16 protein-coding genes are annotated in these 14,393 nt (G+C 67.5%); 7 read left to right on the top strand and 9 right to left on the bottom strand.

What is annotated here, in order from left to right:
• Nucleotides 1-1,100 (bottom strand): DUF2793 domain-containing protein (locus EON91_RS11985; RefSeq protein ID WP_292095038.1); only part of this gene is annotated, 1,100 nt, incomplete at its 3' end.
• Nucleotides 1,101-1,245: 145 nt separating this feature from the next.
• On the bottom strand, nt 1,246-1,707 hold the full coding sequence (locus EON91_RS11980; protein ID WP_292095035.1) for a DUF4112 domain-containing protein: 462 nt from the start codon (nt 1,705-1,707) through the stop codon (nt 1,246-1,248).
• A gap of 72 nt (nt 1,708-1,779) precedes the next feature.
• Here EON91_RS11980 and EON91_RS11975 point away from each other — a divergent pair, with 72 nt between their 5' ends.
• Entirely contained in the window at nt 1,780-2,742 is a 963-nt protein-coding gene (locus EON91_RS11975; protein WP_292095032.1) for an endonuclease/exonuclease/phosphatase family protein, read from the top strand.
• Here the strand turns inward: EON91_RS11975 and EON91_RS11970 are convergent.
• The 6 genes from EON91_RS11970 to EON91_RS11945 are packed head-to-tail and all read right to left on the bottom strand — an operon-like array spanning nt 2,726 to nt 7,541.
• Nucleotides 2,726-3,946 carry a CCA tRNA nucleotidyltransferase gene (locus EON91_RS11970; protein ID WP_292095029.1) on the bottom strand — a complete coding sequence of 407 codons (1,221 nt, stop codon included), beginning with the start codon at nt 3,944-3,946 and terminating at the stop codon, nt 2,726-2,728. The genes EON91_RS11975 and EON91_RS11970 overlap by 17 nt on opposite strands.
• Nucleotides 3,943-4,605 carry a CoA pyrophosphatase gene (locus EON91_RS11965; protein WP_292095027.1) on the bottom strand — a complete coding sequence of 221 codons (663 nt, stop codon included), beginning with the start codon at nt 4,603-4,605 and terminating at the stop codon, nt 3,943-3,945. Before EON91_RS11965 ends, EON91_RS11970 begins: the two co-directional genes overlap by 4 nt.
• Nucleotides 4,602-5,156 (bottom strand): DUF1285 domain-containing protein, encoded by a 555-nt coding sequence (locus EON91_RS11960; protein ID WP_292095025.1) that lies wholly within the window; start codon nt 5,154-5,156, stop codon nt 4,602-4,604. Before EON91_RS11960 ends, EON91_RS11965 begins: the two co-directional genes overlap by 4 nt.
• Before the next feature lie 42 nt (nt 5,157-5,198).
• A complete protein-coding gene (locus tag EON91_RS11955) occupies nt 5,199-5,690 on the bottom strand; it encodes an N-acetyltransferase (RefSeq protein ID WP_292095022.1) in 492 nt (163 codons plus the stop codon).
• 34 nt (nt 5,691-5,724) lie between these two features.
• A complete protein-coding gene (locus tag EON91_RS11950) occupies nt 5,725-6,498 on the bottom strand; it encodes an enoyl-CoA hydratase (RefSeq protein WP_292095020.1) in 774 nt (257 codons plus the stop codon).
• On the bottom strand, nt 6,495-7,541 hold the full coding sequence (locus EON91_RS11945; protein WP_292095017.1) for an MBL fold metallo-hydrolase: 1,047 nt from the start codon (nt 7,539-7,541) through the stop codon (nt 6,495-6,497). Before EON91_RS11945 ends, EON91_RS11950 begins: the two co-directional genes overlap by 4 nt.
• Before the next feature lie 314 nt (nt 7,542-7,855).
• On the opposite strand from EON91_RS11945, the gene EON91_RS11940 reads away from it, so the two are divergent.
• The 6 genes from EON91_RS11940 (at nt 7,856) to EON91_RS11915 (ending at nt 13,136) form a co-directional block, all read left to right on the top strand.
• A complete protein-coding gene (locus EON91_RS11940) occupies nt 7,856-8,668 on the top strand; it encodes a hypothetical protein (RefSeq protein ID WP_292095015.1) in 813 nt (270 codons plus the stop codon).
• Between the two features lie 198 nt (nt 8,669-8,866).
• The gene (locus EON91_RS11935; protein ID WP_292095013.1) at nt 8,867-9,814 is read left to right on the top strand and encodes a hypothetical protein; all 948 of its coding nucleotides are present in this window, start codon (nt 8,867-8,869) and stop codon (nt 9,812-9,814) included.
• 64 nt (nt 9,815-9,878) lie between these two features.
• Nucleotides 9,879-10,676, top strand: a complete 798-nt coding sequence (xth, locus tag EON91_RS11930) for an exodeoxyribonuclease III (RefSeq protein ID WP_292095010.1) — start codon at nt 9,879-9,881, stop codon at nt 10,674-10,676.
• Nucleotides 10,669-11,184 carry a hypothetical protein gene (locus EON91_RS11925; RefSeq protein ID WP_292095009.1) on the top strand — a complete coding sequence of 172 codons (516 nt, stop codon included), beginning with the start codon at nt 10,669-10,671 and terminating at the stop codon, nt 11,182-11,184. The genes xth and EON91_RS11925 overlap by 8 nt, the downstream gene beginning before the upstream one ends.
• An 81-nt stretch (nt 11,185-11,265) precedes the next feature.
• Nucleotides 11,266-12,171: a cobalamin biosynthesis protein CbiG gene (locus EON91_RS11920; RefSeq protein WP_292095008.1), complete on the top strand. Its 906-nt coding sequence runs from the start codon at nt 11,266-11,268 to the stop codon at nt 12,169-12,171.
• 71 nt (nt 12,172-12,242) lie between these two features.
• Entirely contained in the window at nt 12,243-13,136 is an 894-nt protein-coding gene (locus tag EON91_RS11915; protein ID WP_292095007.1) for an SDR family oxidoreductase, read from the top strand.
• Nucleotides 13,137-13,718: 582 nt separating this feature from the next.
• Here the strand turns inward: EON91_RS11915 and EON91_RS11910 are convergent.
• The gene (locus EON91_RS11910; protein ID WP_292095004.1) at nt 13,719-14,210 is read right to left on the bottom strand and encodes a helix-turn-helix domain-containing protein; all 492 of its coding nucleotides are present in this window, start codon (nt 14,208-14,210) and stop codon (nt 13,719-13,721) included.
• Nucleotides 14,211-14,393: the final 183 nt, after the last annotated feature.

The following is a 14,393-nucleotide window of genomic DNA, read 5'->3' as shown; positions in this document are numbered from 1 at the left end:
CTCCCGGCCTCTGCCGGTCTGGCCGCGCCACCAGCGTTGCCCCCGTATCCGCCCGCGCCGCCCGGGCCGCCGGTCGCGTCACCGCCTCGGCCGCCCTTGCCCCCAAAGGCCGTCAGCAGGGTTCCGTTCGAGTCCGACACACGGCTGAACTGGCCGTCCGCGCCTATGGCTCCGGCGCCGGTCGTCCGCGCCGCGCCCCCGGTCCCGCCAGCGCCCACAATCACCGAAAGGCCGCCTGATAGCGCCTCAACCGGCCAACAGGCTTCGACCAGGCCGCCACCACCGCCGCCGGCGCCACCGGACCGCGCGCCGGATGCGCCCACAGCGCCTGAGCCGCCACCTCCGCCGCCGCCCACGAGCCGCGCCGTGACGATCCGCGCCCAGACCGGCGGAACATAAGCGCCCTCCGCCTCCAGCACCGTCGTGTGAATCCGCATGGCCCCGCCGGCGAACCAGGTGCGGCCGGTCGTGCGATCAATGGACAGCGCCTCGCGCCAGGTTCCGCCATCGGCGCTGACCTTGATCGTCAGGTCGTCGCCGCCTATCAGGCCGATCTCGGCCCGGCCACCCCACCCGCTCTGGAACAACAACGACAGGACGTCGCCCGCCGCCTCCTTGTTCAGCGTGACTCTCAGGTCGCCGTCACCACCTTCGCCTGCTCCCAGGGCAGTCAGCAGCGCCTTGTTGACCTTGATCGCCACGGGGTTGGCGTCGTCTGCGGCAGTGTTGACGCCCAGTCGGCGCAGATGCTGGCCCAGCGCGACCCACGCGCCGTCGCGGAGACAAACAATTTCGGCCTGATCCAGCACGGCGACGATGGCGCCCTCCGCCACCGGCACGGTAGTCCAGCCGCCCGCTTCAGCCCGCACCAGCGCGCCTGCCGGTCTGCCGCTCCACGCCGTGCCGGTTGCGCCGGACGGCAGGATGTAAAGGGCGCCATCGTCAGGCGTCGCGGGCTGCGTCCCCACCGTGCGGCTGACCACGGCCGCCTGCACCAGGGCGTCCAGCCGGGTCAGGGCCTCGTTCAGGGTGACGTGTTTCTGAAGCTGGCCCGCCGCCAGATAGGGCAGGCCCAGCCGGGCGCTGAGATCGTCGCTCATCAAGGTCTCCATCCGAATGATGAAGACCAGTCTGCGGTCGCCGCCAGATCAGGCGGGTCGCGGCGGGCCAGAAACGGATCGCCCCTTGATCCGACGCGATAATTTCGGCCCGGCCATCATGTCCGGGGCCGATGAGGCGGCGCCGTCAGTCGTGCAGATAGACGATCCGCTTCTTCTTCGGATCGCTCCGCATCTCCTCGAGATGCCGATCGTGGTCGCCGCTGGCGCGGGCCTCGGCCTCGTTCGCCTCGACCCAGTGGGTCGTCTCAATATCCTTTTGCAGAGCACGCGCCGCCAGCAGCTGGCCGGGAAACAGCGTATCCACGGCATCGCCCAGCAGGGGCACCGTTCCGGTCGCCGTGTCGAACGCCATATAGGCGGCCATCCGCGCCAGGGTGCCCGGCCCCGCCTTGGCCCGCAGCCCCTGCACGAACAGCCAGCCGCCTGTGCCGACGGTATAGACCGTGCCCACCACCGGCACCCAGGTCAGCAGGGCGTCCAGCCCCAGTCCGAATGGGCCGATGCCGATCACCCGGTCCGAGAGCTTCTTCACGCCCTCGACATTCGACCAGATTTTCTCGATATCCCCAATGTTCCGCTTGGCCATGCCGTCGCCCTCCCCCTTGGCGTCGCAACGCCGACCATCACGCACCGCCCCGGCCCGGAAAGGCAAGACCGCATGTCGCGATCCGCTTTGAACGCCGTTCTGCGTCGTGCGATCCAGGTGGCGCTCATCGGGCTGGCGCTGATCCCTTTCGTGCCCGCCGTGGCCGCGCTTAGCGGTCACGGGCACCGGTGGGTCGACATCTTCGCCCAGTTCACGGCCCCGGCCCTGACGGCCGCCGTCCTGCTGGCTCTCGCAATGGCCTTGTTGCGGCAACCGGTGGCCACGGGCGTCGCGGCATTGGGCGCGCTGTTGCTGCTGATCGCCGTCTGGCCCCAGTGGTTTCCGCCCACGGGCCGTCCACGCAAAGGCGCGCCCGTGGTCACTCTGTATTCCGCCAACCTGTGGGCCTGGAACGAGGACGTGGCCGCCATGCGCCGGTCGATCCAGGCGGCCGACCCCGATATCATCGTCCTGATCGAGATGGGCGACGCGCCCGCCACCGGGATGGACACTCTGCTGGCCGGCTATCCCCACCGTGTCGCCTCGCCCCGCTCGACCCGACGCAGCGGCCCGGCCCGCTCACTGATCGCCTCGCGCTATCCGCTGACGGCCCTGCCCCGCTACCGCGACGATCTGGCCGATGTCAGCGCGCGAGCGGACACGCCCTTCGGGCCGCTGAACGTGATCGGGGTGCACCTGACGCGACCGTGGCCCTATCAGTTCCAGTGGGGTCAGATCCTTCAGGTTCGGGCGCTGGCCGACCTGCGGCGCCCCATGACCGGGCCCGTCGTGGTCGCCGGCGATTTCAACAGCGTCTCCAGCGCCCGCATCGGCCGTCAGGTTCAGGACGAAGTCGGCCTGATCCCGGCGCCCGGCTGGCCCGGGACCTGGCATTCCAAACTGCCCGCCCCGCTGCGTATCACCATCGATCAGGTCTATCGCTCGCCCGACCTGGCCTTCGTCGGGCGCCAGTTGGGTCAGCCGACCGGATCGGACCACCACCCGGTCGTCGTGCGGATCACTCCTGCGGCCTGAGTTCGTCCAGGATGGCCGCCAGCCGTTCGGCATGGCCCTCGTTCGGAAAGTCGTCGGCGATCCAACCAACCTCGAACGCCTTCAACGCCTGCCCGGTCAACGGGCCCGGCGCCAGTCCCAGCGCCCGCACGTCCGCCCCGCCGACGGGCATCGACGGCGGCGACCATTGCGCCGCCAGATCCAACAACCGCGTGGCGTCCTCGCCCCGCTCCGGCGCATCCGCCCAGGCCAGTGTGACTTGGTCCGCCACCACGCCGCCGCCCCACCGATAAATCAGCGCCCGCGCCTGCCGGTCGCTGATGTCCAGCGACGCCTCGGTGTCCAGCGCGCCGATCAGTCGGTCCCTCTGGGCGTTCGACAGCCGCAACCGGGCCGTGGCCAGGCCAGAGTCCGCGTCCGGCCGCGACAGCGCGGACAGCCGCAGCAACGCGTCGTCCGACAGGCCGCACAGCGCCTCGAACCGCCCGTGCCCCTGTGAGCCGGGCAGCACGCGCTCCAGCACGCCCGCCCGTTCCATCGCCGCGACTGCGCTACGCGGATCGGGCGCCGCCAGCAGCTTCAGCAACTCCTTTGTCACCCGCTCGGCCGACAGCCGGCCCATGCCGTCCTTCAGCGCCGCACAGGCCGCCATCGCCCCTGCATCGGGCTCACCCCGGCCGTACCAGGCGTAGAACCGGAAGAAGCGCAGGATGCGCAAATAATCCTCGCGAATCCGCGTCTCGGCCTCGCCGACGAAGACGATCCGCCCCGCCCGCGCATCGTCCAGCCCCGCGCCGGTCGGATCTATGATCCGTCCCGCCCTGTCGGCATACAGGGCGTTCAGCCGGAAATCCCGCCGCGCCGCGTCCTCGGCCCAGTCGGTGGTGAAGGCGACCGTGGCGTTGCGCCCATCGGTCGTCACATCGCGCCTCAGGGTCGTGATCTCATAAGGCCGCCGATCCGAGATCGCCGTCACCGTGCCGTGGTCGATCCCGGTCGGGACAGAGCGTAATCCCGCCGCCTTCAACGCCGCCACCACCGCGTCCGGCGTCAGGGTTGTGGCGATGTCGATATCGTCCACCGGCTGGCCCAGCACAGCATTGCGCACGCTGCCGCCGACGAAACGGGCGCAATCCGGTCCGCCCGCCACCTCCAGCGCATCCATGACCGCATGGGTGGCCGACGCCGTCAGCCAGGGTTGGTCGCCGACGCTGAAGCCGCTCACGCCGCGTCCTCCGCCGCGCAGGCGCCGGGATCATCCTCGCGGCCGTACAACCGGCCGCGCAAGGCCTTCAGGATCCCCGCTGTCACACCCCAGATATAACGATCCTCCCACGGCATGGCCCAGAACCAGCGGCGCGGTCCGTCCTCCGGATCATAATAGTCGCGACGGTGATTGACCGGGTCCATCAGGAAGTCCCACGGCGTCTCGAACACCTCGGCCACTTCGTCCGGCGATGGCGTGACGACCGGCGGGGTCTTCAGCCAGCCGATCACCGGCGTAACCATGAAGCCCGTACCCGTCTCATAGCCGTCGCCCAGGCCCAGCACCTCGACCACCGCCGGGTCCAGCGCCACCTCTTCCCACGCCTCGCGCAGGGCCGCCTCGGCCGCCGTCTCGCCGGGATCCAGACGCCCGCCGGGAAAGGCGATCTGGCCCGTATGACTGGCCAGACTGTCGGACCGCCGCGTCATCAGCACGGTCGCCCCCCCGGGCCGGGCGATGATCGGGATCAGCACTGCGGCGGGCCGCAACAGCCGCTCGGGCCGGGGCGCATCCGGGTTCAGGTCGAAATCTGACCGATGCGCGGCCCGCTCGGGCGACCAGTCCGAGATCGGGTCCAGACTCTGGACCAGCCGATGCCGCAGGGTATTCAGGCTCATGCCCCGACCCCGCCCAGGTCGAACCGCGATCCGCCCGACGAAACCCACAGCCGGCCATCCTCCAACGTCGCCGCCTCGACCAGTTCATAGAAGACCGGCCGCGCGATCCGCGCCCACAGGTCGGCCCGAACGTGCACGCGGGGCGCCGGCTCGCCCGTCGCCGGATCGGTCTCGACCACGATAGCGTGATCCGCCCCCGCTTCGGTCCGGTCGCCGACGTCGGTCGTAAACACCCATTGATCATTGATGCGTTCGACGGCCACCGCGCGGAACGGCAGGTCCTGAACCGTGATCCTCAGCTTCTCGACCGGCGTGACCAGATGGTAGCCGTCCGGATCCTTCCTCAATACGGTCGAGAACAGCCGCACCAGCGGCGCCCGTCCGATGGGTGAGCCTTCGTGCGTCCACACCCCGTCGGCGCGGATGACGATGTCGATGTCGCCGCAATGGGCCGGGTTCCACAGATGCACGGGCGGAAGGCCGCGCTCCGGCGCCGCGCGCGCGGCTTCGGCAACGCCGGCCAATCCCCTGTTTTCCCGATCCTCGCTCATGTCACGTCCAGACTTAGGCGCGTCGCGACGTGGGGGAAAGGCTCAGCCCGCCTTCCGCACCGGCCCGACGACCGTATCGACGGTCATCGGCGCCCACATCACCCGACGCTGATCGACCGGCCCCGGCATTTGCGCTTGCGGCGCCGCGCCGAAGCCGAAACGGGAGAAATAGGGCGGCTCGCCGACCAGCAGAACGCCGCCCGTCCCGGCTTCTCGCGCGAACGCCAGACAGGCCGCCACCAACTCCCCGCCGACGCCGGACCGCCGTTCCGCCGCATCCACGGCGATCGGCCCCAGGAACAGCGCCGGGGTGTCCCCAACCGTGATCGACCACAGCCGAACCGAGCCGATAACCCCGCCCCCCTCGCGCGCCACAAAGGCGGCGGCCGGACGGGCCCCTTCGCGCAGCCGCTCGGCCGTCTTGGCGAACCGACCCGGGCCGAACGCGGCCGTCACCAACGCCTCAACGGCGGCGGCGTCGGCGGGCTGTTCGACTTCAAGCGTCGGGATGGTTGCGGGGGCGGAAACGGACATGGGCGCGCGCACCTACGCCCGCGCCGCCGCCCGATCAACCGATCTTTGAAAAATCCGGCGCGCGCTTCTGGCTGAAGGCCATGAAGGCCTCCATCGCCTCTGGGCTTTTCATCTGCGCCCCAAAGATCGCGCCTTCCTTCTGCATCAGCGCCCACATGCCTTCCGCGTCGCGCATCAGGGCCTTGGTCCGGCGCACGGAGTTCGGCGCCCGCGCAGCCAGTGCTGTCGCCAATCGGTCAGCCTCCACCTCGACCTGATCAGCCGGGACGACCCGGTTGGCCAGACCCCAGGCATGCGCCGTGCGCCCATCGATGGCCTCGCCCAGGGCGAATAGTTCGAACGCCCGCTGGTGCCCCACGGCCAGCGGCAACAGCAGTGACGACGCTGCCTCGGGCGCCAGCGCCAGGTTCACGAACGGCACGGACAGCAGCGCGTCCTCGGCCACCACTACCATGTCGCAATGCAGCAGCATGGTCAGGCCGATCCCCACCGCCCGGCCGCGCACCGCCGCCACCACCGGCTTGTCCAGTTCGGCCATGGCCCTCAGGAAGCGGAAAGCCGGCAGATCGCCCGGTTCTTGAGCCTGCGAGCTGAAGGCGATGAAATCGGCGATGTCGTTGCCCGCCGAAAAGGCGTCGCCCTCGGCCCGGATCAGCAGCACGCGCACGGTGTCGTCACCCTTCGCCCGCTCGGCCGCCTCGGCCATGGCGTGGTACATCGCCTGGGTGATGGCGTTTTTCTTGTCCGGCCGCGCCATGACGACGCTGAGGACGCCGTCATTCAGTGTCGTCTTGATGTTCTCACTCATGTATCGCTCCCTGATATCGCCGACCACCAGTCCACGCCTTGGTCGTCGCGTTGACGCCGGGCGCGGCCGCGCCTGTCCAGATAGTTGAGATGGGCCAGACTCTCGCCCGTGGCCATGCCCAGCACGCCGTCGTCGATCGGGCGGGCGAACAGGCTGCCGAATACGTCGACGGACCGCGCTGGCGTCTTCAGCCGCCGCAACAGTCGCTTCAACGTCACCTCATGCCCGCGGGTCAGCGCCTCCAGCCGCGTATGCACACCGCGGAACGGCTCGCCGTGGGACGGCAGGACAAGCAGGTCCTCCGGCAGGGTCTCGCGCAGGATCCGCAGCGAGTCCATCCAGTCGCCCAATGGATCGGCCTCGGGCTCTGTCGGCCAAACCGAAACATTGGATGAAATGCGCGGCAGGATCTGATCCCCGCTCAGGAACACTCCGTCCTGCTCGCGCCACAGGCAAACATGTTCGGGGCTGTGGCCGGACCCGACCACGATCCGCCACTCGCGCCCGCCGATGGTCAATCGGTCGCCGTCCGACAGGCGATGATAGCTCTGCGGCATCGGCGCGACCCCGCGCCCGAACATGCCGAAGCCGGCGCGCCAACTCTCGATCTGCGCATCATTCCAGCCCGCAGCACGATAAAACAACGCCCCATCCTCGGGCGCCGGCTGACCCGTATCCGCCAGCAGCATCCGCGCCGTCACATACTCCAGCCGCGACATCGACAGCGGCGCGCCAAACCGTTCCGCGATCCAGCCCGCCAGGCCGATATGGTCAGGGTGCATATGGGTGCACAGCACCCGATGAACCGCCCGCCCGCCCAGCGCGCCGCCGAATGCGATCTCCCAGCCCTCACGGCACGCAGCCGTGTTCACGCCAGTATCGATCACCCACCAGCCGTCGCCGTCCGCGACCGCATAGACATTGATGTGGTTCAGCGCGAACGGCAGCGGCAGACGCAACCACAGGACGCCGTCGGCGACCGAGGTCGCTTCGCCAAGTGCGGGCGTGGTCAAGGGCAGATAGGTCAGGCCGCGGATGGGCAAGATAGGCGGCTCTCCGCGATCACGCTCATCCATAAGCAGGGGTTCGTTCCCAATAGAAACTCTCTACCTACACGCTCTCAGTAACACTCGTCCATAGAGGCTTCCGTACGAGCATTGGAACAAGCAAGAATATGTGCCAATCATGCGTATATCACTAAAAAATGGGTACGAAAATGCAATCGATTAGGCTTGTATGCATAATAATAGCATCGATATTCGTTTTCTTAGGTCATGACGCCCGGGCGCAAGCGACCGTACAACCCAATATAGCGACGCCCGGAGCTCAACAGCAAACGCAAGACCGCCTGAATCTGATGAACCGATCAGCAGCGCGAGATCAGATCGAACAGAATCGAAGATCGCGCCAAAATCGCGCGCCCTCGCCGGAACAGGTGAAGGCGAGCGCCCAGGCCGTGGTCACGTCGGCGGGCCTGTCGTGCCGAGTGACCGAGGCGACCCTGCTGGGCAAGACCGACGACGACAACGATCTGTACGAAGTCGCCTGCGACGGCGGCGTCGGCTACCTGCTGCAAAGCTCCACGCCGCCGCAGACCTTTGATTGCCTGATCCTGGCCAACCAGGCCGAGCGCGCTCGCGCTCAGGGCGGCGAAGTCCCCGCCGGATCGACCTGCGCGCTGCCCGCTAACCAGAACGGCTTGATCGTACTGGCCGGCTACGCCCGCCAGGCTGGCGTGCCCTGCACCGTCGACGCCGGCAAGGTCGTCGGCAAAACCGCCGCTGGTAACGTCGTCTATGAGGTTGGCTGCCCCGGCGCCGACGGTTACCACATCGAACAGGCAGCTCAGGGATGGGCCAAAACCGACTGTTTGGAGGTCATGTCCACCAACCTCACCTGCGAATTCACAACCGTCGAGGAACAGGTCGCCGGCTTCAAGGCCTTGCTGCCGGGCACCGACATCGACGACTGCGATGCCCAGCGTATTCAGTTGCTGGGCCAGAACGACAATGGTCGCTTCATCGAGGTCAAATGCGCCTCGAACGACGGCTATGTCGCCCGCATCAAGGACAATGCCATCGGCCAGATTTATCCCTGTGCCCTTGCCGTCCGCATCGGCGGCGGCTGCACCATGACCCCCATCGCCGCCGGGACCGCCGAACAACAGTAAGCTCACTCAGCTTTTGACCGGTTCCGCACCGCCCCTCGACGCCTTCGAGGGGCGGTTTCAATTTCAAATCACTAGCGAGTGGGTCCGCTCAACATTTCCGTTTCGCAATTGTTTTGCCTTGGAGTCCGAGCGACGCAGCATTAGCGTCGCCTATCATCAACTCCACATGGACCTCACATGCGCTTTCTAAAGTCCATCATGCTGGTCGTGGCCGCCTCTCTAGCTGCGGCTTCTATGACTTTCACGGCTTCGGCCGCCACCGCACAGATCACCCCCATCCCTCCCCCGAGCCAGACCGGAATGTCGGGTCAGAATGAAAGGGATCGACAGCAGTTACGGGAGACGCGCCGAACTCAAGATCGTATCGACGAGGCTCAAAACTCTCGTCGTGGTCGCATGCCTTCGCCCGAACAGGTGAAAGCGAACGCCCAGGGCGTGGCCACGTCGGCGGGCCTGTCGTGCCGGGTGACCGAGGCGACCCTGCTGGGCAGGACCGACGACGACAACGACTTGTACGAAGTCGCCTGCGACGGCGGCGTCGGCTACCTGCTGCAAAGCTCCACCCCGCCGCAGACCTTTGATTGCCTGATCCTGGCCAACCAGGCCGAGCGCCTCCGCGCCCAAGGCGGCGAAGTCCCCGCCGGATCGACCTGCGCGCTTCCCGGCAACCAGAACACGATGGCTGTGTTCGCAGGCTATGCTCGCGCGGCTGGCGTGCCGTGCGAAATCGACGCAGCACAGGTTGTTGGAAAAACGCCCGCTGGAAACACGGTCTATGAAGTCGGCTGCCCCGGCGCCGATGGTTGGCATATCGAGCAGGCGGCTCAAGGTTGGACCAAGACGGACTGCCTTGAGGTGATGTCAACCAACCTGACCTGTCAGTTCACCACGGCCGAGGAACAGGCCGCAGGCTTCAAGCCCAAGCTGGTCGGTACGGACATCGACGACTGCGATGCTCAACGCATTCAACTGCTGGGCCAGAACGACAATGGCCGCTTCATCGAGGTCAAATGCGCCTCTGGCGAAGGCTATGTCACTCGCATGAAGGACGAGGCCGTCGCACAGGTCTATCCCTGCGCGCTCGCCATCCGCATCGGCGGCGGCTGCACCATGACCCCGGTCGCAGCTTCGTCTGAGCAACAGTAACACTCACGGCCGGACATGGCGGCGACGCCTTGCCCGGCCGACGCTGTCCGCCTAGCCTTGCGCCATGCGCATCGCCACCTGGAACGTAAACTCCGTCAACGCCCGCCTGCCCACTGTCCTCGAGTGGTTGCAGGCCGCCAATCCCGACGTGGCGTGTTTCCAGGAAATCAAATGCGTGGACGAAAAATTCCCACGCGAGGCTTTTGAGGACCTCGGCTACAACGTCGAGACCCACGGCCAGAAATCCTACAACGGCGTCGCCCTACTCTCGAAATACCCGCTGTCCGACGTGCGGCGCGGTCTGCCGGGTGACGATAACGACGAGCAGGCGCGTTATATCGAGGCCTTGGTCGAAGCGCCGCTGCCGATCCGGGTGGGCGCTATCTACCTGCCCAACGGCAACCCCACGGGGACCGAAAAATTCGCCTACAAGCTGGCCTGGTTCGAGCGGTTGAACGCCCACGCCCGCGCCCTGCTGGCGCTGGAGGAGCCGCTGGCCCTGTGCGGCGACTACAACGTGATCCCGACGCCGGAGGACGCGAAAAACCCGGCCGCCTGGGTCGATGACGCCCTGTTCCAGCCGCAGAGCCGCGAGGCGTTCCGCGCCCTGAAATGGCTGGGCCTGGCCGATTCCCACGAACTGGGCCGCGAGCCCGCCGGGACCTACACCTTCTGGGACTATCAGGCCGGCGCCTGGCAGCGGAACCACGGTATTCGGATCGACTTCGCCCTATTGTCACCCCAGGCGGCGGACCGCTTCCGGGGTATCGAGACGCACCGCGACGCCCGCGACATGGAAAAGCCCAGCGACCACGTCCCGGTCGTCGTCGACCTGGACCTGGAGACCGCCAGCGATGGGTGACGTCCTGCGGGTCGTCCTGCTGGTCGCGCTGGCCGCGGCGGCCCTGGCCACCCTGACCCTGGCGACCGCCTGGTGGATGGAGCCGGGACGGCGACTGCGCCGCGCGCTGAAGAAGACGATGGGCGGCCCGGCCGACGCCGAGGCCCTGTCCCCGGCCGAGGGACGCGCGGCCGCGCTGGATTTCGACGCCGCCCAGGTGGTGATCCTGTGGCGGTGCGGGACGCATGGTCTGGTCTTCGAGGTCGATGAGGTCGAGGGTGGTGAGATCATCGTCGATGGCCATCTGGTCGCCCGGGTCCGCCGGGGCGCGCCACGCAAGACGCTGGACATCAATGTCCCCGACGCAGAGCGGGTCGTCCTGCGCCTGATGTTCGAGGACCGCGCCCATCCCGAGTTCGAGCTCAGCCTGTGGAACGCCAATCTGGCGGCCCAGACCGGATCGCCGGGCGAGGCCATGCGGCTGGGCCGGCGCTGGCTGTCGCATCTGGACGCCCTGCTGGCCAGCTAGGCTCGCCCGGCCCTTCCCGTCCGCGCCGCGGGGCGTTAGAAGCCCCCCGTCCCTTTGACTTGCCTGCCCAAGGAGCCCGCCGTGGCCCGCCTGTTCGACGCCTACATCATCGCCGAGTGGACCGCCGCCGAGGGCAAGAAGCTGGGCGAGCAGTCGCTGTGGATCGGCGTGGCCAAGCGCGACGTGCGGTTCCGCCTCTATACCGAGACCCATAACGCCGCGACGCGGGCCGAGGGCGAGGCCCTGCTGGCCTCCCTGCTGGCCGATCATCGCAAGCGCGGCGACCGGGTTCTGGTCGGCTTCGACTTCAACTTCGGCTTCCCGGCCGGCACGGCCGGGCGGTTGAAGCTGGACGGCCGCCCGTGGGACGCCATGGGCAAATTCCTGTCCTCCAACGTGGTCGACAAGGCGGACAACACCAACAACCGCTACCAGGTCGCGGCCAAGATCAACCGGCTGGTGACCGACCAGGCCTGGCCCTTCTGGGGCGCCCCGGCGAAACAGGCCCAGCGCTGGCTGACGACCACCAAGCCACCGGAAGGCGCCGGCGCCGACATCCCCGAATTCCGCGCCACCGAAATCGCATCGAAAAAGGTCAAACTGGCCCCCAAGAGCGTCTGGCAGATGCACGGCGCGGGCGCCGTCGGCGGCCTGACCCTGCTGGGCGTGCCGATGGTGCGCCGCCTGCTGGACAAGCTGGGCGCCTCGGCCGCCGTCTGGCCGCTCAACACCGGCTGGCGAGAGCTGACGACGGCGGACGTCGAACCCCTGTCAGCCCTGGTGGTCGAGGTCTGGCCCGCCCTGTTCGACGCCAAACCCGCCGCCGGCGAGTTCAAGACCCAGGCCCAGGTCCGCGCCACAGCCGAGGCCTTCGCCCGGATGGACGACGCCGGCGACCTGCAAAAGGCTTTCGCCCCGCCCAAGGGCGCCGACGAGACGTTGATTCAGCAGGTCGAGAGCGAAGAAGGCTGGATCCTGGGCGTCTGATCGGATCGGCTCGCCGGAACCCGCCCCAGCCCTGCCTGTTTGCCTGACATCGCCCCTTCCAAGGAGATGTCATGGTCGACCGCCTTTCGATGCAGGATCCCCGCCACCAATATCCGCGCCCGCCCTTCCCCGAGCAGCCACAGCCCGAGCCGGGTCTGGCCGCCCGGATGGAGCCCCGGCCCGATCACGGCGAGGACAGCTATCAGGGCCATGGTCGCCTGGCGGGTCGCAAGGCGCTGATCACCGGCGGCGATTCCGGTCTCGGCCGTGCAACCGCCATCGCCTACGCGCGCGAGGGGGCAGACGTGGCCATCGGCTACTTGCCGTCGGAAGCGTCGGACGCAAGGGAAGTCATCGCCCTGATCGAGACGGCCGGGGTCAAGGCGCTCGCCCTGCCCGGTGACATCACGGACGAGACATGGTGCCGCCAGATGGTCGAACAGACGGTCCAGGCTTTCGGCGGCCTGGACATCCTGGTCGTCAACGCCGGCCACCAGCAGTTCCGCCAGGACGTGTCCCAGGTCACCACCGCCGACTTCGACGAGACGATGAAGACCAACCTGTACGCCCTGCACTGGATCGTCCAGGCCGCCGCGCCGCACCTGCCCCCCGGCGCCTCGGTCATCACCACCGCCTCGATCCAGGCCTATGAGCCGTCGGACATCCTGCTGGACTACGCCACGACCAAGGCGGGCATCGTCGCCTACACCAAGGCCATGGCCAAGCAACTGATTGACAAGGGCATCCGCGTGAACGCCGTCGCCCCCGGCCCCTTCTGGACCGTGCTGCAACCCAGCGGCGGCCAGCCCCAGGAAAAGGTGAAACAGTTCGGCGCCCACAGCGCCTTCGGCCGCCCCGGCCAACCGGTCGAAATCGCCCCCATCTACGTCCTGCTCGCCTCTCAGGAAGCCAGCTTCGTCACCGGCGAGGTGTGGGGCGTGACGGGTGGGGCGGGAGTTGGGTGATGCCAAGGCACATCGAAGAGTTCGGCTTCAACTAAGTCAGGTCTGCTAGCGACTTCACTGCTGGGCGCCCCAGGACGACGAGCCAACCATTTGCGACGTGCAGTAAGATTGAAGATAGCTGACGCTCGCGACCACCGCCCGTTGTAATCACCATCTGTGGCCCACCGCCAAACTTCCCTGCGCCATAGGCCCCACGGCCGTAGCGCATGGACTTCACCTTGGCGGACGCCTCGCCTTCGATCTGTGCCGACTTCCTGGCCAAGTGGACGTGTTTGAAGCCATCAGCGACATCGCCGACTAAGCGAACATCTTCCACGCCCACACCCGTCAGGGTACCTGCCAGCCACTCCCGCACTTCCGTCGGGCTCTTGACCTGCGGAAGCCAAGATGGGTCGACTACAAGTACCCGATCTGCAAACTGGTGCAGTTCGATTGCCGCAGTCCGGCTTCGACGCCTAACCAACGCCTCCGCTTCATCGGCGCCAGCGGATAGTGCCGCCTCCGCTAGGTGATATTCAGCCAGGGCGGGGAGAACATAGTGATCGAAGGCATCGGCTAGACCGCCGTGTCCATCCGCCACCCCTAGGCCGCCTCTTCCCTCGGCAGCATGTCGCCGACGGTCGGGCGGTCCTTGGCCCAGCGGACTTCGATGTCGCGGGGCTTGACGATCTCGTTGCAGCAGCCGCAGGCGATGCGGGGCTTCAGGTCGTGGCCGCAGGTCTTGTGGGTCATGGTCACGCCGGACGCTTCGTCGCCATAGACGTGCTTCTCGCCCCAGGCATGCAGGGTGACCAGCACGCCGTACAGATCCTTGCCCCGGGCAGTAAGGATGTATTCGTTGCGCGGTGGCCGTTCAGAATACAACTGCGGCTCCAGCACTCCGTGCTGCACTAGCGATTTCAGACGCGCGGCCAGAACGTTGCGCGCGACGCCCAGCCGTTCCTGCCATTGCTCGAACCGGCTGACGCCGTTGAAGGCGTCGCGGATGACCAGCAGCGTCCACGGGTCGCCGATGACTTCCAGCGTCGCGGCGATGGAGCAGCTTTGGCGGCTGTAGTCGGCGGTGCGTCCCATGGGTCGAAAGTGACCCCGCGTCAGCCTTTTGGCAAGTGGGTTGCCAATCGCCACGGAGTTTGTCAGTTTTCTTTGGCAACTTGATCCCGGCTCTGGGAGAAAGTCCTGCACCCTCGACTTGCGGGCGGGGGCCGATAGTCTCCGCCCGCTCCTTTCTTGAGTGATACCCTATGCCCCCCTCCC

The sequence above is a fragment of the Brevundimonas sp. genome (assembly GCF_004210735.1).
Taxonomy (GTDB): Bacteria; Pseudomonadota; Alphaproteobacteria; order Caulobacterales; family Caulobacteraceae; genus Brevundimonas.
Note: the sequence above shows the minus strand (reverse complement) of the source record. Positions and strands in the feature narration are given on the sequence as shown.

Excerpts from the sequence above, each read along its gene's own strand:
- EON91_RS11950 (WP_292095020.1), bottom strand. The coding sequence starts at position 6,498 with ATGAGTGAGAACATCAAGACGACACTGAATGACGGCGTCCTCAGCGTC.
- EON91_RS11935 (WP_292095013.1), top strand. The coding sequence starts at position 8,867 with ATGCTGGTCGTGGCCGCCTCTCTAGCTGCGGCTTCTATGACTTTCACG.
- EON91_RS11915 (WP_292095007.1), top strand. The coding sequence starts at position 12,243 with ATGGTCGACCGCCTTTCGATGCAGGATCCCCGCCACCAATATCCGCGC.
- EON91_RS11980 (WP_292095035.1), bottom strand. The coding sequence starts at position 1,707 with ATGGCCAAGCGGAACATTGGGGATATCGAGAAAATCTGGTCGAATGTC.
- EON91_RS11965 (WP_292095027.1), bottom strand. The coding sequence starts at position 4,605 with ATGAGCCTGAATACCCTGCGGCATCGGCTGGTCCAGAGTCTGGACCCG.
- EON91_RS11955 (WP_292095022.1), bottom strand. The coding sequence starts at position 5,690 with ATGTCCGTTTCCGCCCCCGCAACCATCCCGACGCTTGAAGTCGAACAG.
- EON91_RS11940 (WP_292095015.1), top strand. The coding sequence starts at position 7,856 with ATGAACCGATCAGCAGCGCGAGATCAGATCGAACAGAATCGAAGATCG.
- EON91_RS11975 (WP_292095032.1), top strand. The coding sequence starts at position 1,780 with ATGTCGCGATCCGCTTTGAACGCCGTTCTGCGTCGTGCGATCCAGGTG.
- EON91_RS11960 (WP_292095025.1), bottom strand. The coding sequence starts at position 5,156 with ATGAGCGAGGATCGGGAAAACAGGGGATTGGCCGGCGTTGCCGAAGCC.
- xth (WP_292095010.1), top strand. The coding sequence starts at position 9,879 with ATGCGCATCGCCACCTGGAACGTAAACTCCGTCAACGCCCGCCTGCCC.
- EON91_RS11910 (WP_292095004.1), bottom strand. The coding sequence starts at position 14,210 with ATGGGACGCACCGCCGACTACAGCCGCCAAAGCTGCTCCATCGCCGCG.
- EON91_RS11925 (WP_292095009.1), top strand. The coding sequence starts at position 10,669 with ATGGGTGACGTCCTGCGGGTCGTCCTGCTGGTCGCGCTGGCCGCGGCG.